This window comes from Microbacterium sp. cf046 (genome assembly GCF_900114345.1).
In the GTDB taxonomy this organism is placed as follows: Bacteria; Actinomycetota; Actinomycetes; order Actinomycetales; family Microbacteriaceae; genus Microbacterium.
Map to the genome: position 1 here is coordinate 744,337 of NZ_FOZJ01000003.1, position 18,435 is coordinate 762,771.

20 protein-coding genes are annotated in these 18,435 nt (G+C 69.3%); 13 read left to right on the plus strand and 7 right to left on the minus strand.

Translation table 11 applies throughout. From position 1 onward, the window contains the following. Positions 1-151: 151 nt before the first annotated feature. The 8 genes from BM349_RS15905 to BM349_RS15940 all read left to right on the plus strand — a co-directional run bounded on the left by BM349_RS15905 (position 152) and on the right by BM349_RS15940 (position 8,354). Positions 152-952, plus strand: coding sequence for an SDR family NAD(P)-dependent oxidoreductase (locus BM349_RS15905; RefSeq protein WP_091708175.1), 801 nt, complete (start codon positions 152-154; stop codon positions 950-952). A 10-nt stretch (positions 953-962) separates the two neighbouring features. Next, positions 963-2,081, plus strand: coding sequence for a DUF5938 domain-containing protein (locus tag BM349_RS15910; protein ID WP_091708177.1), 1,119 nt, complete (start codon positions 963-965; stop codon positions 2,079-2,081). Positions 2,082-2,143: 62 nt separating this feature from the next. Then, positions 2,144-3,619, plus strand: a complete 1,476-nt coding sequence (locus tag BM349_RS15915) for a class I adenylate-forming enzyme family protein (RefSeq protein ID WP_091708178.1) — start codon at positions 2,144-2,146, stop codon at positions 3,617-3,619. 136 nt (positions 3,620-3,755) lie between these two features. Then, positions 3,756-4,187 (plus strand): 50S ribosomal protein L11, encoded by a 432-nt coding sequence (gene rplK / locus BM349_RS15920; protein WP_036302113.1) that lies wholly within the window; start codon positions 3,756-3,758, stop codon positions 4,185-4,187. A 14-nt stretch (positions 4,188-4,201) separates the two neighbouring features. Next, positions 4,202-4,891, plus strand: coding sequence for a 50S ribosomal protein L1 (rplA, locus tag BM349_RS15925; protein WP_091708180.1), 690 nt, complete (start codon positions 4,202-4,204; stop codon positions 4,889-4,891). A gap of 256 nt (positions 4,892-5,147) precedes the next feature. After that, positions 5,148-6,779 carry a helix-turn-helix transcriptional regulator gene (locus BM349_RS15930; RefSeq protein WP_175525329.1) on the plus strand — a complete coding sequence of 544 codons (1,632 nt, stop codon included), beginning with the start codon at positions 5,148-5,150 and terminating at the stop codon, positions 6,777-6,779. Between the two features lie 142 nt (positions 6,780-6,921). Further along, entirely contained in the window at positions 6,922-7,254 is a 333-nt protein-coding gene (locus BM349_RS15935) for a hypothetical protein (protein WP_217645683.1), read from the plus strand. 32 nt (positions 7,255-7,286) lie between these two features. Further along, positions 7,287-8,354 carry an NAD(P)H-dependent flavin oxidoreductase gene (locus BM349_RS15940; protein WP_091708184.1) on the plus strand — a complete coding sequence of 356 codons (1,068 nt, stop codon included), beginning with the start codon at positions 7,287-7,289 and terminating at the stop codon, positions 8,352-8,354. On the opposite strand, the gene BM349_RS15945 is transcribed toward BM349_RS15940, so the two are convergent. Then, complete coding sequence (locus tag BM349_RS15945; RefSeq protein ID WP_091708186.1) at positions 8,351-9,049, minus strand: winged helix-turn-helix transcriptional regulator; 699 nt, start codon at positions 9,047-9,049, stop codon at positions 8,351-8,353. The genes BM349_RS15940 and BM349_RS15945 overlap by 4 nt on opposite strands. Before the next feature lie 108 nt (positions 9,050-9,157). On the opposite strand from BM349_RS15945, the gene BM349_RS15950 reads away from it, so the two are divergent. Further along, positions 9,158-10,300, plus strand: coding sequence for an acyl-CoA dehydrogenase family protein (locus BM349_RS15950; protein WP_091708188.1), 1,143 nt, complete (start codon positions 9,158-9,160; stop codon positions 10,298-10,300). A gap of 15 nt (positions 10,301-10,315) precedes the next feature. On the opposite strand, the gene BM349_RS15955 is transcribed toward BM349_RS15950, so the two are convergent. Beyond that, entirely contained in the window at positions 10,316-10,585 is a 270-nt protein-coding gene (locus BM349_RS15955; protein WP_091708190.1) for an acylphosphatase, read from the minus strand. A 59-nt stretch (positions 10,586-10,644) separates the two neighbouring features. Here BM349_RS15955 and BM349_RS15960 point away from each other — a divergent pair, with 59 nt between their 5' ends. Continuing rightward, complete coding sequence (locus tag BM349_RS15960; RefSeq protein WP_091708192.1) at positions 10,645-10,998, plus strand: iron chaperone; 354 nt, start codon at positions 10,645-10,647, stop codon at positions 10,996-10,998. A 6-nt stretch (positions 10,999-11,004) separates the two neighbouring features. Here the strand turns inward: BM349_RS15960 and BM349_RS15965 are convergent, their stop codons facing one another. Then, positions 11,005-11,694, minus strand: a complete 690-nt coding sequence (locus BM349_RS15965) for a LysE/ArgO family amino acid transporter (RefSeq protein ID WP_091708195.1) — start codon at positions 11,692-11,694, stop codon at positions 11,005-11,007. 68 nt (positions 11,695-11,762) lie between these two features. On the opposite strand from BM349_RS15965, the gene BM349_RS15970 reads away from it, so the two are divergent. Further along, entirely contained in the window at positions 11,763-12,665 is a 903-nt protein-coding gene (locus BM349_RS15970) for a LysR family transcriptional regulator ArgP (RefSeq protein ID WP_091708197.1), read from the plus strand. Between the two features lie 6 nt (positions 12,666-12,671). Here BM349_RS15970 and BM349_RS15975 read toward each other — a convergent pair whose 3' ends face one another. From BM349_RS15975 to BM349_RS15990, 4 genes are all read right to left on the minus strand, one after another. Further along, positions 12,672-13,703 carry an NADP-dependent oxidoreductase gene (locus tag BM349_RS15975; protein WP_091708200.1) on the minus strand — a complete coding sequence of 344 codons (1,032 nt, stop codon included), beginning with the start codon at positions 13,701-13,703 and terminating at the stop codon, positions 12,672-12,674. 147 nt (positions 13,704-13,850) lie between these two features. Next, on the minus strand, positions 13,851-14,306 hold the full coding sequence (locus BM349_RS15980) for a MarR family winged helix-turn-helix transcriptional regulator (protein ID WP_091708203.1): 456 nt from the start codon (positions 14,304-14,306) through the stop codon (positions 13,851-13,853). Positions 14,307-14,315: 9 nt separating this feature from the next. Next, on the minus strand, positions 14,316-16,019 hold the full coding sequence (locus BM349_RS15985) for an MDR family MFS transporter (RefSeq protein ID WP_091708207.1): 1,704 nt from the start codon (positions 16,017-16,019) through the stop codon (positions 14,316-14,318). Between the two features lie 135 nt (positions 16,020-16,154). Continuing rightward, complete coding sequence (locus BM349_RS15990) at positions 16,155-16,820, minus strand: YqaJ viral recombinase family protein (RefSeq protein ID WP_091708209.1); 666 nt, start codon at positions 16,818-16,820, stop codon at positions 16,155-16,157. Positions 16,821-16,975: 155 nt separating this feature from the next. Between BM349_RS15990 and BM349_RS15995 the strand changes: the two genes are divergently transcribed. Both BM349_RS15995 and rplJ read left to right on the plus strand, forming a co-directional pair. Further along, positions 16,976-17,617: a 4a-hydroxytetrahydrobiopterin dehydratase gene (locus BM349_RS15995; protein WP_175525330.1), complete on the plus strand. Its 642-nt coding sequence runs from the start codon at positions 16,976-16,978 to the stop codon at positions 17,615-17,617. Between the two features lie 278 nt (positions 17,618-17,895). Further along, positions 17,896-18,411 (plus strand): 50S ribosomal protein L10, encoded by a 516-nt coding sequence (gene rplJ, locus BM349_RS16000; RefSeq protein WP_091708211.1) that lies wholly within the window; start codon positions 17,896-17,898, stop codon positions 18,409-18,411. Positions 18,412-18,435: the final 24 nt, after the last annotated feature.

The following is an 18,435-nucleotide window of genomic DNA, read 5'->3' on the forward strand; positions in this document are numbered from 1 at the left end:
GGCGTGTTTCGTCGATGATACGCGGCGGATCGCGCCCGACCCAGTCATTCGCGAAGAATTTTGGACGACTGTCTGAATTCTGCTTGTCACTCGTCCAGTTTTCTGGTGTGCTGAGGCCACCACTTTCAAAGTCGAAAGAAATGGAGCAGTCATGACCGCTGATCTGACGGGAGCCCGAGTGCTCGTCACCGGAGGAGCGAAGGGGCTCGGGCTTCGAACAGCCCAGGCGATCCTCGCCGGGGGCGGCGCCGTCGCCATCGCCGACATCGACGAGGGGGCCGGCGCAGAGGCGGTGGCTTCGCTCACCCAGGACGGGGGCACGGCGGTGTTCATCGCACTCGATGTGACCGACGACGCATCCTGGGAGCGGGCGAGCGCCGAGGCCGTCGAAGCCTTGGGCGGCCTGAACGGGGTCGTCAACAATGCGGGCATCGAGATCTCCGACCTGTTCGTCGACCTCGACCCTGAGGGGGTCCGCAAGATCCTCGAGGTGAACGTCCTCGGCACCGCGCTCGGCATCAAGCACGCCTTCCGCGCGATGCGACCCGAAGGATCCGCGGGCGCCGGCGGCGCGATCGTGAACATCGCCTCCGTGGCCGCCACGATCGCCTTCCCCGGCATCGCCGCGTACTCCGCATCGAAGTCCGCGGTGGACCGGCTCACCAAGGTCGCCGCGGCAGAGTCGGGGCGGATGGGCTACGGGGTGCGGGTCAACACGGTCTGCCCGGGCCTGGTGCCCAACGCGATGGGCGCGAAGCTCGCCGTCGACATGGAGGAGCTCGGCCTGTTCCCGTCGGTGGATGCCGCGGTCGGGGCCGTCGTCTCGCTCACGCCCTCGGGGCGGCTCGCGACCGAGGACGACATCGCCAACGGCGTCGCGTTCCTCCTCTCCGAGGACGCGGCGTTCATCAACGGGGTCACGCTGTCCATCGACGGCGCAATGGGAATGTGAGGGTCAGCGCATGAGCACAGACAAGCCCGTCGTCGTCTACGGCGTCAGCGGATACACCGGTCGACTGATCTGCGAGTACCTCCGCGAACTCGGCGTTCCCTTCGTGGCCGCCGGTCGCGACGCGGATCGCGTTCGTGCGGTCGTCGACAAGATCCCCGGCATCGAGACCGCGGATTACGAGATCATCGGCGTCGAGAACGATGCGGAGGCGCTTGCCGCCGCGTTCGAGGGCGCCCAGGTGATCTGCAACACCGCCGGCCCGTTCATCAAATTCGGACCGGAGGTGGTCGCTGCGGCCCTCAAGATCGGCGCGCACTACACCGACACCACGGGCGAGCAGGACTGGGTGCTGCATGCCCGCGACACGTGGGGCGATCAGTTCGCGGAAGCCGGTCTGCTGCTGGCACCCGGCGTCGCCCACATGTACACCGTGAGCGAGATCGCCGCCAACATCGCCCTCGAGCCGGGCGGCTACGACACCCTCGACATCCTCGTGCTGTGGAAGGGACTGCCCACCTACGCGTCGACCCAGACGATCTTCACGATCCTCAAGGCCGACTGGTTCTACCTCGAGCAGAACAAGCTCGTCGAGTGGGATCATACGTCCGCGTTCGACGTTCCGGTCCCCGGCTACCACGAGCTCGCGATCGCGGTGCCCTGGGGAGGGATGTCGCACCCGATCTGGTTCCAGAACGATCCGCGCGTGAGCAATGTGCGCTCGATCGGCGGCGTGCTCAATCGCGCGGTCATGGAAGGCGTCGGGCAGACGGTGCAGATGTTCGAGGAGCAGCTGCGACCGCTGGACGCCGACGCGCAGGAGAAGGCGCTCGGCGACATCGCCGCGTCGCTGCAGGCCGACATGCCGCCCCGCGAGAATCCGCGCATGAACCGCTCCGTGGATTCGGTGCACGCGTCCGGCCCGCTCGGCCGCTCGCACGTCGTGATCCACGGCAACAGCAACTACAAGCAGACCGGACTCCTGCAGGCGTTCGCGGCCTACTCGCTCATCCAGCAGACACCGCACCGCGTCGGATTCGCCTCCGCGTGTCAGGCGTTCGGGCACAATGAACTGCTCGGCCAGCTGCGCGGATTCGGGCTCGTCTCCGCTCCGGTGATCACCAGGGTCTGATGGCTCGGGATGCCGCCCGAACCCCAGCGGGCGGCATCCCTCTCTCCGACGGAGATCCACACATGCACTTCTCGACACTTCCCGATTCGCGCGCCGATCACGCGCCCGAGGCGCCCGCGATCCGCGACGAGGCGGTGGCGCTCACGAACGCCGAGCTGCGCGCGCGTGTGCAGCAGGTCGCCGGTGCGCTCGCCGACCGCGGGATCGGCCGCGGCGACGTCGTCGCCGTCTTCCTGTCCAACCGCGTGGAGCTCATCCTGGTGCTGCTGGCCGCGTGGCGGATCGGCGCCGTCGTCACGCCGATCAATCCGGTCCTCGGCCCGACCGAGGCCGCGTACCAGGTGGAGGACGCCGCGGCGAAGGTGCTCGTCGCCGAGGAGGTGCGCCACGACCTCGGAGTCCCCACGCTGACCCTGGGTGAGCTGAACGCGTCGCCGTCAGCCGACGTCCCCGTTGCGGACGGACTCGCCGACGGTGACCTGGCGCTGCTGATCTACACGAGCGGCACGACCGGCAGCCCCAAGGGCGTCATGCTCACCCACGCGAACCTCGACGCCATGACCGCCTCCTTCATCGAATGGTTCGAGCTGGACGACCGCGACCACGGACTGCTGATCCTCCCGCTGTTCCACGCGAACGGGATCGTGCTGGGCACGCTGTCGCCGCTGCGCGCGGGCGGGCAGGTCACGATCTCCCGGCGGTTCGCGCGCGACCGCTTCTTCGCGGACGTGGAGCGGTTCCGGCCGACGTTCTTCTCCGCGGTTCCGGCGATCTACGCGATGCTCAACTCCGCGGCGGATGAGGTCCACCCCGACATGTCGTCAGTGCGCTTCGCCGTGTGCGGCGCGGCGCCGATGCCGGCCGAGGCCATCCACCGCTTCGAGCAGCACTTCGACGTGAAGATCGTGGAGGGCTACGGGCTGTCCGAGACGACGACGGCATCGACGATCAACCCCCTGCGCGGCATGCGCAAGCCCGGAACGGTCGGTCTGCCGCTGCCCGGCCAGCGGGTCGAGGTCGTCGACGACAGCGGCGATCCGGTGCCCCGAGGGGAACGGGGGGAGGTGGTGATCGCCGGGCCCGTCGTCATGGCCGGATACCTCGGGCGCCCCGAGGAGACCGCGCGCACGATCGTCGGCGGGTGGCTGCACACCGGCGACATCGGCCGATTCGATGAGGACGGCTATCTGCAGATCGTCGACCGGATCAAGGACATGATCATCCGCGGCGGCGAGAACGTGTACCCCAAGGAGATCGAGAACGCCTTCTACTCGCATCCCGACGTGCACGAGGTCGCCGTCGTCGGTGCGCCGCACGACGTGCTGGGCGAGGTGCCGGTGGCGTTCGTGGCGCTCCGCGAGGGCTCGGAGGTCACCACCCATGACCTCGCACACCACGTGTCGGACGCGCTCGCGGCGTACAAGCGGCCCGCGCGGATCACCCTGGTCGAGGAGATCCCGAAGAACCCGGTCGGGAAGATCGACAAGCCGGCGCTCCGGAGGGGTCTGTCCGAGCGCACGGCGCTGTCCCGCGGATGAGGTAAACTGGATCGGTTTGCGCGTGCCTTCGGGCGTGCGCCGACTCACCGCGGTCCGGAGATGCCGGACGTGCGGGAGAACGAACCGGTCTCTGCGCTCGTCGAGGGGTCGGCTCGCTCGCTGAAAGGAAAAGGAAATGGCACCCAAGAAGAAGGTGACCGGCCTGATCAAACTCCAGATCAAGGCTGGCGCCGCCAACCCGGCGCCGCCGATCGGCCCCGCGCTCGGTCAGCACGGCGTCAACATCATGGAGTTCTGCAAGGCCTACAACGCCGCCACCGAGGCGCAGCGTGGCAACGTCATCCCCGTCGAGATCACCGTCTACGAGGACCGCAGCTTCACGTTCATCCTCAAGACGCCCCCGGCAGCCGAGCTGATCAAGAAGGCAGCCGGCGTCGCCAAGGGCTCGCCGACCCCGCACACGACCAAGGTGGCCAAGCTCACCAAGGCGCAGGTGCGCGAGATCGCCGAGGTCAAGCAGCCCGATCTGAACGCGAATGACATCGAGGCCGCCTCGAAGATCATCGCCGGCACCGCTCGTTCCATGGGCATCACGGTCGAGGACTGAGGGGGATAACGATCATGGCTACCAAGTCCAAGGCTTACCAGGCAGCTGCTGCGAAGATCGCGGCTGACAAGTTCTACACGCCCACCGAGGCCGTCACGCTCGCGAAGCAGACCGGCTCGGCGAAGTTCGACTCGACCGTCGAGGTCGCGCTCAAGCTCGCGGTCGACCCGCGCAAGGCCGACCAGATGGTGCGCGGCACCGTCATCCTGCCCCACGGCACCGGCAAGACCGCCCGCGTCATCGTGTTCGCGACCGGTCCGGCCGCTGAGGCCGCGATCGCCGCAGGTGCGGACGAGGTCGGCGGCGCCGAGCTCATCGAGAAGGTCGCCGGCGGCTACACGTCGTTCGACGCCGCAGTCTCGACCCCCGAGCTCATGGGCCAGGTCGGTCGTCTCGGCAAGGTGCTCGGCCCCCGCGGCCTGATGCCGAACCCGAAGACCGGCACGGTCACCCCGAACCCGGCCAAGGCCGTCGAGGAGATCAAGGGCGGAAAGATCGAGTTCCGCGTCGACAAGCACGCCAACGTCCACTTCGTCGTGGGCAAGGCGTCGTTCTCGGCCGACCAGCTCGACGAGAACCTGAAGGCTGCGCTCGAGGAGATCATCCGCCTCAAGCCGTCCAGCTCGAAGGGCCGTTACATCCAGAAGGGCGCCGTCTCGACCACCTTCGGTCCCGGCATCCCGCTGGACGTCAACGCTCTCTAGACGACAGCGATACGCCAGGGGCTCCGCCGGAAGGCGGGGCCCCTTCGTCGTCGCCACGCCGTGCGTGATCGCGGGGATCTCGGCCGACACTCCGACGCCGATGCCGCACCGCGGCGTGTCCGGGAGATCCCCGCGGTTGTGCCCGCGCCTGCGCGATGGCCGCGAGGGTCTTGCGGCGGCCATCGCCGCGGCGCTAGCGTTCCGACACGATGCGAGCGCCGAGCCGGCGGGCGATCGTCGTGCCTGGGAGAGGGTGATGACCGCGTCCGGTGCAATCGAGCGGGGCCGATCCGCGGCTGCGGCGCGCCGGTGGAGCGAGGCCTGTGATCGATTCGCCGAAGCCCGGTCGGCTGACCCCGCCGGTCTGTCCGCGCCGGATCTGGAGCTGTTCGCGACCGCGTCGTTCCTCCGAGGTCGGCCCACGACCGCGTTCGAGGCGCTGACGAGCGCCCACGAGTCGTATCTCGCCTCAGACGAGACGGTCGGCGCCGCCCGCACCGCAGGCTGGCTCGCGCTCGAGCTGCTCGAGGTGGGAGAAGTCTCGTCGAGCGCGAACTGGATCGCGCGCGGTCTGCGTCTGGTCGAGCGACTGGGTGACTCCGGCTCGGTGAGCGGGTTCGTCGCCCTCGTCCCCGCAGCCTTCACCGCGATGTTCGTCGGGGACATCCCTGAGGCGATCCGGCGATTCGACGCGATCGGCGCGATCGCCGAACGGACCGGCGACCTCGAGCTCGCAGCGCACGCGGCGTTCGGCCGCGGCAAGGCCCTGACGACGATCGGGCGGACCGCCGAGGGGTTCGCGGGCCTCGACGCCGCGATGGACGCTGTCCGCCGGGGTGAGGTGTCACCCATCACGACGTGCATGTTCTTCAGGATCGTCCTCGACGTCTGGCACGAGGGATTCGACCTGGACCGAGCCGAGAAATGGACCGCGTACTTCGCCGAATGGTGCGGCGCGCAGCCCCAGCTCGTGGCGTACAGCGGGCAGGCGCACGCCTACCGTGCCCAGCTGCTCCTGCTCCACGGCTCCTGGGCCGAAGCATCCGCTGCGGCCCATCTCGCCGAGGAGCGCCTGCGGGCGGGGGACTTCACCGCCGGATTCGTGGCGAACCACCAGCTGGCCGAATTGCATCGGCTGCGCGGTGAGTTCCGTGCAGCCGATGACCGCTATCGTCGCGCCGCCGAGACCGGGTGGGATCCGCAGCCGGGACTCGCGCTGCTGCGTCTGGCCGAGGGTGATGCCGAAACCGCCCAGACGATGATCCGCCAACGGGTCGCGGCAGCCGACGACGCCGTCCGCCGCCGGCTGCTGCCGGCCGTGGTCGAGATCGAGACGGCGGCGCGCGATGTCGTTGCGGCGCGACGCGCGGCCGACGAACTGAGCGCGTTCCAACGGTCCGCCCCCACAACACTGCTTGCGGCTGTCGTCGCCGCCTGCGAGGCACGCGTGCTGCTCGATGAGGGCCAGGCTGAGCGCGCCCTCGGATCGGTGGATGCGGCGCGCGCTTCCTGGTCTGCGCTGGAGGCCCCGTATGAGATGGCATCGTGCGGTGTGCTCAGAGGGCGGATTCTCAGTGCGCTCGGCGACACCGAGGCCGCGGCCGCGGAGTTCGATGCGGCGCGGGCCGTGTTCGTCGATCTCGGCGCGCGGTCGGCCCTCGCGGAGCTGAACATCCTGACCGGCGAGCGCCCCGCCGGCACGCTCACCGCCCGCGAGGTCGAGGTGCTGCGACTCGTGTCGACCGGGCTCACCAACCGGGGCATCGCGGAGCGGCTGTCGCTGAGCGAGAAGACGGTCGCCCGGCACCTCAGCAACATCTTCGGCAAGCTCGGTCTGTCGACCCGGTCGGCGGCGACCGCATACGCGTACGAGCACGGCCTCATCTGACGGGCTCCCGACCGCTCGCAGAAGGCGACTGCATATGTGCCCGGGACGGCGCGTCTGCATAATCCTGCCCACCGCGCTGTCGCGCGAAGTTGGGCGGTTCTGCCGAAGCGACCGATGTCGACCCCGGCCTAGCGTTGCGCACATGGACATCCCGATCGTGGCAGGCACGGTCTCGACCGTGGTCTTCGCGGTCAGCAACCTGCCGATGCTGCGCAAGGCGCTGCGCACGCGGGACGTCTCCTCCTACAGCCTCTCCAGCCTGGTCATGATCAACGCAGCCAACGTCGTGTACTCGCTGTACGTGTTCACCCTGCCGATCGGCCCGATCTGGGCGCTGCACACGTTCTATCTCGTCTCCTGCGCCATCATGCTCGTGCTGTGCCTGCGCCAGCGGCGCCCGGCCGCCGACCGAGCGGTGGCGCAACACAGGCAGTCACGGCGTCACATCCCTGCGGGGCGTTCGGCCGGAGCGTAGCGTCAGATGCCTGGACCGCGAAGGGAAGCGCCATGCCCGAAACGCTGGAGAACCTCCTGGGGATCGACGAGCCCATCGTGCTCGGACCGTTCGGCGGCGCGTCGTCGGTGGCGCTGACCGCGCTGGTGAGCAACTCAGGCGGCCTCGGCTCGTTCGGCCTGTACGGAAACTCGGCTGACCGCATCCGGGACACGATTGCGAGCCTCCGCGCGGCCACCGACCGGCCGTTCGCGGTCAACCTGTGGATGCCGACCGGCGACGAGGTGGCGCCCGGAGACATCGATCTCGCGCCGTACATCGATGCGCTCGCGCCCCTGTACGACGTGCTGGGGGTCGAGCACCCGACTCCGCCGCCGGATTTCATCCCCCCTTTCGAAGACCAGCTCGACGCGGTGCTGGATGCCGATCCCTCGGTCGTCAGCTTCGTCTACGGAGTCCCTTCGCACACCGTGATCGAGCGCGCCCACCGCAGTGGCGCACTCGTGGTGGCCACCGCGACCACCGTCGCCGAAGCGGTGACGCTCGACCGCGCGGGAGTCGATGCGATCGTCGCGAGCGGATCGGAGGCGGCGGGCCATCGCGTCTCCTTCCTGCAGCAGGCCGAGCAGTCCCTCGTCGGGGTGATCTCGCTGATCCCGCAGGTGGTCGACGCGGTCCGCGTGCCGGTGATCGCCGCCGGAGGCATCGCCGACCGGCGCGGAGTCGCGGCCGCATTCGCCCTCGGCGCGGCCGGCGTCCAGGTCGGGACCGCGTTCCTTCGCACGCGCCAGTCGGCCGTTCCCGAGTCCCATCGCGCGGCGATCGCCGACGCAACCGACACGAGCACGGTGCTGACCCGGGCGATGAGCGGCCGTCTGGCCCGCGGCATCCCGAATCGAGCCATGCGCGAGATCGAGACCATCGGGATGATCGCGCCGTTCCCGGCGCAGAACTGGCTGACGGGTGCCTTCCGCAGCGTGGCCGCCACGCAGGACCGCGGCGAGCTGCTCTCGCTCTGGGCGGGTCAGTCCGCTCCGCTCGCGACGCGCGAGGACGCGCGTGACGTCTTCGCAGAGCTGCGCGACGGCATCCCGCGCGGGCGATCCGGCACGCCCGGCTAGGCCGTCACCGGCCGATGCGCGCGGGCGCTCGTCACATCCACCCACGGGCTCCACACGAACCAGGTGGGGAGGGCGCTGACCAGGCGCGGAGGACCGCTCACCGAGATCGCCCCGGAATCCACCGCCTCCTGCCAGCGACGGTAGCCCTGGAAGACGTCGGCCAGATCCGCGGTCGCCATCGTGACGACGAGGTCGATGTCGAAGCCCGGATGCTGCATGCACACCGAGACCGTCCCGTGCTCGAGCACGAACCAGATCGTCTCGGGAGCGGGCGCGGTGTGCCGCCATTCGATCACGACGCGGCGGGGCGGGAACCGGTCACGGTCGATCCGGCGGTGCATCCACCACATGAGCGTGGTCGGCTCGACCTCGTGCGGCTCCATCTCGTCGAAGAGCCACTCGATCGCCCACCGGCCGAGACTGTCGATCACCCGCTCGAGGTCCCGTCCCGCCGGAGTGAGGTGGTACTCGTTCCCGTGACCCGTCGGTGAGGGCCACGTCTCGAGCACGCCGTTGCGCTCCAGGTGGCGAAGCCGCTGGACGAGCAGGGAGCGCGAGATCCCCGGCAGCGCACGCGCGATGTCGTTGAATCGCGTGTTGCCCAGCACGAGCTCGCGCACGATGAGGGGAGTCCATCGGTCGGCCATCACTTCGCTGGCCATCGCGACAGGACAGTACCGCCCGTAATCCGCCATGCATCCATGGTCCCCCCGCGAGCGGGGGGAGCGGTAGTCCCGAATCTGTACCGGCCCGGTCGCGATCGTGCACTGGATGGGCCCGATCGCCGCGCGGATGCTGGAGTCATGACCATCACAGAACCCACTTCCCAGACCACATCCGCCTCCCTGCTGGACCGCGCGCGCGAGATCGGACCGATCCTCGCGGCCAACGCGGAGCGCCACGACCGCGAGGGCACGTTCGTCTCCGAGGCGTACGACGCGCTGCGCGACGTCGGCCTCCTCAGGGCAGGTGTCCCCGCGGAGCTCGGCGGCGACGGCGCAACGATCCGCGAGCTCGCCGCCCTGCAGCGCGAGCTCGGCCATCACTGCGGTGCCACGGCACTGGCCAGCTCGATGCACCAGCACGTGACGTGCTTCACGGCCTGGCGGTACCGACGGGGCCTGCCCGGCGCCGAAGCGACCCTGCGTCGCATCGCGGACGAGCAGATCCTGCTGGTCTCCACCGGAGGCGGCGACTTCACCCACCCCGCCGGCGAGGCGGTCGCGGTCGACGGCGGGTATCGCGTGACCGGCCGGAAGCGATTCGTCAGTCAGTCCTCCAGCGGCACGGTGATGTCCACGATGTTCCCCTATGACGATCCCGAGCGAGGCATGCGCGTGCTGAACATGGCGATCCCGCTGGCGTCTGAGGGGGTCGAGGTCGCCGACAACTGGGACGTCCTCGGCATGCGCGGCACCGCCAGCGACGACGTCGTCCTGACCGACGTGTTCGTGCCGGCGGAGCGGGTGCTCGCCGACCGACCGTACGGTGTCGTCGATCCGCCGCTGCAGGTGATCGCGAGCATCGGGTTCTCGATCATCTGCGGCGCCTACCTCGGCGTCGCCGAGGCGGCCTACGCGGAAGCGCTGCGGATCGCCGGCCGCAGCCCCGACGACCCCGGCGTGCAGCGGACGATCGGCCTGATGCGCGAGCGTCTGCGCGTCGCCGAGTGGGCGCTGGAGGGGGCGCTGAGTCAGCTCGGCGATGACCCTGCTCCGTCCTACGACGGCTTCCTGGCGGTGATGACGGCCAAGGCCGAGATCGCCCGAGCGGGAGTCGAGGTGTGCGACCTCGCGATGCAGATCGCCGGCGGGAGCGCGTTCTTCAAGGGCTCGATCATCGAGCGCTGCTATCGCGACATCCGGGCGGCGGCGTTCCACCCGCTGACCCCGGAGGCGACGCTCATCGCCCTCGGGCGGGACGCGCTCGGCGTGCCGAGTGCCTGAGGCGCACGGCGCGGATCAGTCGCGGACGGTGAAACCTCGCTCGCCCGTGGGATCGGCATCCGTCACCATGGCCGTGTCCACGTGCGCGCCGGGAGGACCCTGCGCCATCCACGCGAGCACCTCGTCGATCTGCTCGGCCGTGCCCTCGACCTCGGCTTCGACGCTGCCGTCGCGCAGATTGCGCACCCACCCGGACACACCCGCCTCGGCGGCGATCATCCGCATCGTGTAGCGATACCCGACACCCTGAACCATGCCGTGGACCATGACGTGGACGCGTCTCATCGCTCCATCGTGCCGCGCAGAGGTGGGCAAGGACCAGGCGTGCGGTGCAGGATGCTGTCATGGGAACCGTCGACGACTACCTGGGCGAACTCGAAGTGGAGGACCGTGCAGCGATCGACCGCGTGTACGCGCTCGCGCGGACCGAGGTGCCGGAGGCCGAGCAGGGAAAGGGCTACGGCATGCCCGCGCTGGTGTACCGCGGCAAGCCGCTGATCTCGGTGATGCGTGCGAAGAAGCACATAGGAATCTACCCGTTCAGCCCGGATGCCGTCAGCGCCGTCGCCGACGAGGTGAACCGGGTCGAGGAGTCCGGTCTCGACAAGGGGACCATCCGCTTCCAGCCCTCGCATCCGCTCCCTGACGAGGTCGTGCTCGCGCTCGTTCGGTTCCGCCGGGAGCAGATCGACGGCTGAACGCGGTCAGCGCGGCAGCACCAGCCCGACGCCCATCACGATCATCACGACGGCGATGACGGCGTCGAGGATCCGCCAGGCGCGCGGGGTGCTGAGCCAGCGGCCGAGGTAGCGCGCGCCGAAGGCCAGCGCGAAGAACCAGATCACGCTCGCCGCCATCGCCCCCGCGGCGAAGATCCAGCGGGCGTCCCCGTGCGTGTTCGCGACCGTGCCCAGGAGGAAGACGGTATCGAGGTAGACGTGGGGATTCAGCCAGGTGAGGGCGAGGCACGTGGCCACGACGGGGAGCGCCTTCGCGCCGACGCGGATCGCGGTCGCCCCGCCGTCGGCGCCGGTGCCGCCTTCCGAGGCCGTGACCTTGTCGGATGCCCCTGACGCGGCGCCGGATCCTTCGGCCTCGAGTGTGTGTCCGGATGGTCGCCACGCCCGGCGCGCGGCAAGCAGTCCGTAGCCCACGAGGAAGACGGCGCCGGCCCAGCGCACCACGTCGATGAGCCACGGCACGGCGTGCAGCACCAGGCCGACTCCAGAGACCCCGAGTGCGATCAGGGCGGCGTCGGACGCGGCGCAGATCGCGGCGACGAGCACCACAAGCTCGCGGCGCAGGCCCTGCCGCAGGACGAAGAGGTTCTGGGCGCCGATCGCGATGATGAGCGAGAAGCCGAGGCCGAGTCCGGCGAGCAGGGGGGAGATCACGCTTCGACGCTATGGCTCGACGCCACTTGAGTCCAGCTGATGATTCTTCAGATGCATTAGCATGACTGATGATGCGCGTGCCGTTCGAACTGGCAGAGACCCTCGCCGTGGTCATCGACGAGGGAACGCTGGATGCCGCCGCCCGTCGCCTGCACATCACGCCGTCCGCGGTCAGTCAGCGCATCAAGACGCTCGAGGAGCAGCTGGGCCGGGTAGTGCTCGTCCGCTCCAAGCCCGCGCGGCTCACGGAGGCCGGCTCTGCCGTCGTGCGGATGGCCCGCCAGGTCGCCCTCCTCGAGCACGACACCCTGACCGAGCTCGGAGACGACAGCACTGAGGGGTCTCGCACGAGCGTGCCGCTCGCTGTGAACGCCGATTCCCTCGCGACCTGGTTCCTCGAGCCGCTCGCACGGCTCTCGCTGCGGCATCCGGTCGTGTTCGAACTGCACCGCGACGACCAGGACTTCACTGCGGGCCTCCTCGAATCCGGCACGGTCATGGGGGCGGTGACCTCCCGCTCGACCCCGGTCGCCGGATGTCGCGTCAGCGCACTCGGCGCGATGCGCTACGAGGCGGTGGCCACTCCCGCGTTCATGCGGCAGTGGATGGCCGACGGGGCATCGTCCGCCGCGCTCGCGAATGCCCCGGTGGTCGACTTCGACCGCCGTGACGACCTGCAGACGCGCTGGCTGAACGAGCGAGGGGTCGACGAGTCCCTGCCGCCTCGCCACTACGTGCCGGCGTCGAACGACTTCGCGGCCGCCGTGCGCGCGGGACTCGGCTGGGCGCTGCTGCCGCGGTTCCAGTCGGCGACCGCGCTTGCCGCCGGCGAGCTGGTGCCGCTCGGCGGCCCGCCGATCGACGTGCCGCTGTACTGGCAGCAGTGGAATCTGCGCTCGCCGCTGCTCGATGCGATCGCGGGCGAGATCGTCGCGGAAGGGCGTCGCGTCCTCGGCCCGATCTCGGCGTGATGCGCGTCAGTCGTCGCTGACGCGGAGCACGATCTTGCCGCGTGTGTGGCCCTGCTCGAGCTCGGCATGCGCGGCCGCGGCGTCCTCGAGGTCGAAGACCCGATCGATGTACACCTGCACGGCGCCGGATTCGAGCAGCCGGCCGACCGTGGCCAGCGCGCTGCCGTCCGGGATGACCTTGTAGCCCGTCGCCCGCACGCCCGTGTCGGCGGCGGCATCCGCGTAGCCGGGGAAGGATCCGGTCGGGACGACGATGTACAGACCTCCCGGGCGCACGACTTTCAGCGATCGGTCGCCGGTCTGGGCATGCACGTTTCCGACCAGGTCGATCACGACGTCGACATCGGCGATCACATCCTCGAAGCGAGTCGTCGTGTAGTCGATGACCACGGACGCGCCGAGTTCGCGCAGCCAGGATGCGTTGCGCGCCGAGCCGGTCGCGGTGACATGCGCGCCGAAGTATGCCGCGAACTGCACGGCGAAATGACCGACGCCACCGCTTCCGGCATGGATCAGCACGCGCTGGCCCTCGTGGGCATGGGCGGTCTCGACGACCAGACCCCACGCGGTGAGCGCGGCCAGCGGCACGCCGGCGGCCTCGACGTGGGACAAGGACGCGGGCTTCCGCGCGACGGACTGGGACGGAACCACGGCGTATTCCGCATAGGTGCCGCCCGAGCGCGGAAACGGCACCATGCCGAACACCTGCGTGCCGGGCGGGAGCGGGTGCGATTCGTAGGGGGAGCGGACCACGATGCCGCTGAAGTCGTAGCCCAGACTCGTCGGATAGCCCGTGATCGCGCCGGAGACGCCTGCGCCGGCGCGCGTCTTCGCGTCGATCGGGTTCACTCCTGCCGCCACGACGCGCACCAGCAGCTCGCTCAGCACCGGAGAGGGCACCGGGATGGTCGCTTCGTGGAGCGCATCCGTGCCGCCGGCGGCGTCGATGACGGCCGCCCGCATCGTCTCGGGTGGATCCGCGACCGCGACCGGGGTGGAGTCGGGAGCGGATGCTGGTCGCAACGGCCGGAATCTCATCCGTCGCTCCTTCCGCGTGCATGTCGGCTTCGGCAGCACTCGTTTGCTGGTGGACACAGTCAACCCTGACTATGTCTCGCCCGTGTTACGCCGGTGCTACCAGTCGGCTAAGCCCACCCGCGTGTTCGGTGTGCGTTCCCAGTGGCCTCAGGGCGTTTCCCCCGCCGTCAGCGCGTGCAGCAGTCGCGCCAGGTCGCGGATCTCCTCGACCGACCACGCCTCGAGCGTGTCGAGCAGGACGCTCTCCTGCGGCGCTCGCGCGGCCGCCAGTCGGTCGAGCCCTTCGGCGGTGGGGGAGAGCAGGCTGGAGCGGCCGTCGTCCGGGTCGGGCGTGCGCCGAACGAGCCCGAGCTCCTCGAGTTCGCGCACCGTGCGGCTGATCTGTCCCTTGTCGGCCATGAGCGACTCGGCGAGGGCTGAGAGCGTCACGCTCTCGCGGCGGACGATCGTCGTGAAGACCTTGTATGCCCCCGGGAGCATGCCCGGACTCACCCGCTGCGCGTTGTCGGCGAGCACCCGGCGCATGCGGCTGATGAGCTCACCGAACTCGGCCTCGAGGGCGCGCACGGCCTCCGTGCGCGCCTCTCGGGTGTTCTCTGCCACGGTCGGAGACTACCGGTTGGAGCCCGACGGGTCGGACTCTCGAGGCGCGGCATCCGCGATCCGGACAGAGCCGGTCGCCGTCAGCGCTTCCATGCCCTCGGGCACCGAGACGGTGGCGAAGTCGGCCTCGGCCGCCTGCAGCCGCTCGGTCGTCGTCATCCGGGTCAGCGGCTTGTTCGGCAGGAACACGATCGCGATCAGGCTCACGATGGCGAAGGGCACGGCGATGAGGAAGGAGTGCGAGATGCCCTGGGCGTAGATGTCCTCGAAGATCACACGGAGTGTCTCGGGCATCGTCGAGACCTGGGGGAGGGTGCCGGACGAGAGTGTGTCCGCCCACTTCTGCGCATCGGCGCCGAGTCCCATGATGGCCGTCGTGATGTCGTCCTTGCCGGCGGTCACCAGGTCGGTCACGCGGGCTGCGAGTGCCGCGCCCATCAGCGAGACGCCGATTGTGCCCCCGAGGCTGCGGAAGAACGTGACACCGGAGCTCGCCACCCCGATCTCGCTCGGGTCCGACGTGTTCTGCACGACCAGCACGAGGTTCTGCATCGTCATGCCGACGCCGGCGCCGAGCAGGAACATGTACAGCGAGACGAGTGCGAAGTTCGTGTCGTAGTGGATCGTCGAGAGCAGGTACGAGCCCGCGATCAGGAACACGCCGCCCACGATCAGGAACGGCTTCCACCTGCCGAACCGGGTGATCAGCGCGCCGACGCCGATCGAGGCGATCAGCAGTCCGGCGATCATCGGGATCGTCATGAGTCCCGCTTCGGTCGGCGTGGCGCCGCGGGCGAGCTGCATGAACTGGCTGAGGAACACCGAGGCGCCGAACATCGCAATGCCGGTCGCGATGGAGGCGATCACGGCGAGCGTGAACGTGCGGTTGCGGAACATCGAAAGCGGGATGAGCGGCTCCTTGGCCCGCAGCTCCGTGACGATGAACAGGATCGTGCCGAGGATCGCGCCGCCGACCATCAGGACGGTCTCGGTGCTCCACCACTCGAACGAGTCGCCGACGAGCGTGACCCAGATCAGCAGCAGGGCGACCGCGACGGACAGGAACACGATGCCGAGGTAGTCGATCGAGACCTTGCGCTTCGCGCGCGGCACGACGTGCAGGGTGCGCTGGAGGATGATCAGCGCGAGGATCGCGAACGGGAGCGCCACGTAGAAGTTCCACCGCCAGCCGAGCGTGTCGGTGATGACACCGCCGAGCAGCGGTCCGCCGATCGTGGCGACCGCCATGACAGCGCCGAACAGGCCCATGTAGCGACCGCGTTCGCGGGGGCTGATGATGTCGGCCATGATCACCTGGCTCAGGGCGGCGAGGCCGCCTGCGCCGATGCCCTGCACCGCACGGAACGCGATCAGCATCTCTGGGCTCTGCGAGAAGCCGGCCGCGGCCGTCGCGAGCACGAAGATGGCGATCGCGATCTGGATCAGGACCTTGCGGTTGAACAGGTCGGCGAGCTTCCCCCAGATCGGGGTGGAGATGGCCGTCGTCAGCAGGGTGGCGGTGACGACCCAGGTGAAGGAGGCCTGGGTTCCGCCCAGGTCGTGGATGATCACCGGGAGCGAAGTCGAGACGACGGTCGAGGCGAGCATCGAGACGAACATGCCGAGAAGGAGGCCGGAGAGCGCCTCGAGCACCTGGCGGTGCGTCATCTTCGGCTTCTCGAGCTCCTCGGGAGCGAGGGAAGGCGTGGACATGGAGATCCTTCGGAAGGGTGCGGGTGGGATGCGGCGGCGACGTCGGCGCGAAGAAGTTGAGCAAAGGTCAACTGTTGACTTATGTCAACGATATAGGTAATCGTTGACCTCTGTCAACTATTCCCCTGGTGGGGGTCAGTCGGCGAGGGCGAGGGCGCGGAACAGCTCCCGGGCGACGGGCCGCGGCATCCGCTGCTCCGTCTCGACCGGTGCGGCGCGCTGAGTCGTGCGCCGGTGAAGCTCGTCGATCAGCGCGGTCGCGAGCCGGACGAGGGTGTCGATCTCGGCCTCATCGCGGTCGACCCACGCGCAGCGGGGCTCGTCGCCGACCGGCACGAACGCGTCGTGCTCCTCCCAGGCGACCAGGGTGCGCTCCGCGCCGAGGACGTGCTGCTGCCACCACACCTGACGCAGATACGAGCGGGGGATGCTGCGCCATGACTTGTTCGTGGTCTTGATCTCGCAGAGGGTGATGCGGCCGGCGCCGTCGACGACGACGCCGTCGGGTGTGGCGAGATGCCGTTTCTCGACCACCGCGTGGAACAGGGCGCTGGAGGGGAGGATCCCGTGGGTCGCCGCGACCCACTGGGCGATCTCGGGCTCACGGACCCGGCCGTGCGCGGTGTACGCGTTTCCCGAGAAGCCCGACCCCATGAGCTTCGCATCGGCGGCCTTCGCGATCGCGTTCGGCGATGTCAGGCTCGCGACGTCCGTCGCCGTGATCCCGCGCGAACGTGCACGCGTCCATGCGACCCGGTCGCGCGAGTCCGCGACGATCCGGGCAGCCAGTTCAGGGGTCACGCCTCGACCCTACGCCGCCCGGACGACGCGCGACCGGCGACATGCGGGCAGCGACCTTCCCATCGTCCAACGGCCCGGCGAGGGCGAGCGTCGGCGTGCGGGGCGGGCTGAGCCACCCCCTTGCAATGAGGGGCGGGAGTGGCATCGTCGAAGGCATGGACACCATCACCGCAGCCGAATTCCGCGCCGCCGCGGGCGTCGAGGACTGGCGCCCGCGGGTCACTGGGGCGTTCGCGCAGTTCCGGACGCGCGACTTCGCCACGGGCACCACGCTGTTCGGCGAGATCAGCCGGCTCGCCGAGACCGCGAACCACCACCCCGACGTGGACATCCGCTACCGGACCGTCCGAGTGCGCCTGTTCACCCACTCCGCGCACGGGCTCACTGCGAAGGATGTCGCGCTCGCGCAGCAGATCTCGGCGGTCGCACGCGACCTGGGGATCGAGGCTCAGACCGACCGCATGCAGGACCTCATGCTCGCCGTCGCCACCGCCGACCCGACGGCGATCATCCCGTTCTGGAAGGCTGCCACAGGGTTCGACGAGGTCGCGGAGGGCGTCCTGTACGACGCCGACGGCCGTGGTCCGCTGATCTGGTTCCAGCCCGTGGCGTCGCCGTTGCGCGGGAAGTCGCACCTCGACGTGAACGGGCCGCGAGACCTGCTCGAAGCCCGAGTCGAGGCTGCGGTCGCGGTAGGCGGCTCCGTCGCGGACGCCTCGAACGCGCCGCGCTGGTGGACGCTCGCCGACGCGGACGGACACAAGGTCGACCTGGCACCGTGGCGGAGCCGGTCGTGAGCGCGCGGTCCTCCGCGCCGCGATTTGGCCAGGCCATCGGCATCCCGTATTCTTGTCCGTAGCCGAAGACCGCTGGTCATCGATGTGCGCGCAAGCGCATAACGATCGAAGCTCTGCACTGCAGGGGCCCGCGCAGGTGTGCGAAACGAATCTCTCCGAGAATCCTGCTCCGTGCGCTTGCGCCGGAGCTTTTTCAGTGCGGATCGAGATCCGATGAGCGGATGCCGTCGGCCGGCGCCCCGCCATCGTGGAGCGTCTCGTACACACAAGGAGTGGCCATGGCGCAGAAGGATGCATCGGTCGCCGAGCTCACGAAGCATTTCGAGGACTCGACCGCCGTTCTGCTGACCGAGTACCGCGGTCTGACGGTTGCCCAGCTCAAGGAGCTGCGCAACAGCATTCGTCAGGACGCGGAATACGCCGTGGTGAAGAACACGCTGACCAAGATCGCTGCCAACAAGGCCGGGATCTCCACGCTGGACGAGGACCTCAAGGGCCCCTCGGCCATCGCTTTCGTGCACGGTGACCCGGTCTCCGTCGCGAAGGGTCTGCGCGCCTTCGCCAAGGCACACCCTCTTCTGGTGATCAAGGGCGGGTACTTCGACGGTGCCGCCCTGACCGCCGATGAGGTCAACAAGCTCGCTGACCTTGAGAGCCGTGAAGTCCTGCTGGCGAAGCTCGCCGGTGCGATGAAGGCCTCGCTGTTCGGCGCCGCATATCTGTTCAACGCACCGCTGTCGAAGGCCGTTCGCACGGTCGACGCGCTGCGTGAGAAGCAGGAGTCCGCCGCCTGACAAGGGCGCGGCTGACAGAAACCC

Excerpts from the sequence above, each read along its gene's own strand:
- BM349_RS15940 (WP_091708184.1), top strand. The coding sequence starts at position 7,287 with ATGCCCGAAACGCTGGAGAACCTCCTGGGGATCGACGAGCCCATCGTG.
- BM349_RS15950 (WP_091708188.1), top strand. The coding sequence starts at position 9,158 with ATGACCATCACAGAACCCACTTCCCAGACCACATCCGCCTCCCTGCTG.
- BM349_RS15905 (WP_091708175.1), top strand. The coding sequence starts at position 152 with ATGACCGCTGATCTGACGGGAGCCCGAGTGCTCGTCACCGGAGGAGCG.
- BM349_RS15945 (WP_091708186.1), bottom strand. The coding sequence starts at position 9,049 with ATGGCGGATTACGGGCGGTACTGTCCTGTCGCGATGGCCAGCGAAGTG.
- BM349_RS15935 (WP_217645683.1), top strand. The coding sequence starts at position 6,922 with ATGGACATCCCGATCGTGGCAGGCACGGTCTCGACCGTGGTCTTCGCG.
- BM349_RS15910 (WP_091708177.1), top strand. The coding sequence starts at position 963 with ATGAGCACAGACAAGCCCGTCGTCGTCTACGGCGTCAGCGGATACACC.
- BM349_RS15930 (WP_175525329.1), top strand. The coding sequence starts at position 5,148 with ATGACCGCGTCCGGTGCAATCGAGCGGGGCCGATCCGCGGCTGCGGCG.
- BM349_RS15985 (WP_091708207.1), bottom strand. The coding sequence starts at position 16,019 with ATGTCCACGCCTTCCCTCGCTCCCGAGGAGCTCGAGAAGCCGAAGATG.
- rplA (WP_091708180.1), top strand. The coding sequence starts at position 4,202 with ATGGCTACCAAGTCCAAGGCTTACCAGGCAGCTGCTGCGAAGATCGCG.
- rplK (WP_036302113.1), top strand. The coding sequence starts at position 3,756 with ATGGCACCCAAGAAGAAGGTGACCGGCCTGATCAAACTCCAGATCAAG.
- BM349_RS15995 (WP_175525330.1), top strand. The coding sequence starts at position 16,976 with ATGGACACCATCACCGCAGCCGAATTCCGCGCCGCCGCGGGCGTCGAG.
- BM349_RS15960 (WP_091708192.1), top strand. The coding sequence starts at position 10,645 with ATGGGAACCGTCGACGACTACCTGGGCGAACTCGAAGTGGAGGACCGT.
- rplJ (WP_091708211.1), top strand. The coding sequence starts at position 17,896 with ATGGCGCAGAAGGATGCATCGGTCGCCGAGCTCACGAAGCATTTCGAG.
- BM349_RS15975 (WP_091708200.1), bottom strand. The coding sequence starts at position 13,703 with ATGAGATTCCGGCCGTTGCGACCAGCATCCGCTCCCGACTCCACCCCG.
- BM349_RS15915 (WP_091708178.1), top strand. The coding sequence starts at position 2,144 with ATGCACTTCTCGACACTTCCCGATTCGCGCGCCGATCACGCGCCCGAG.
- BM349_RS15955 (WP_091708190.1), bottom strand. The coding sequence starts at position 10,585 with ATGAGACGCGTCCACGTCATGGTCCACGGCATGGTTCAGGGTGTCGGG.
- BM349_RS15970 (WP_091708197.1), top strand. The coding sequence starts at position 11,763 with ATGATGCGCGTGCCGTTCGAACTGGCAGAGACCCTCGCCGTGGTCATC.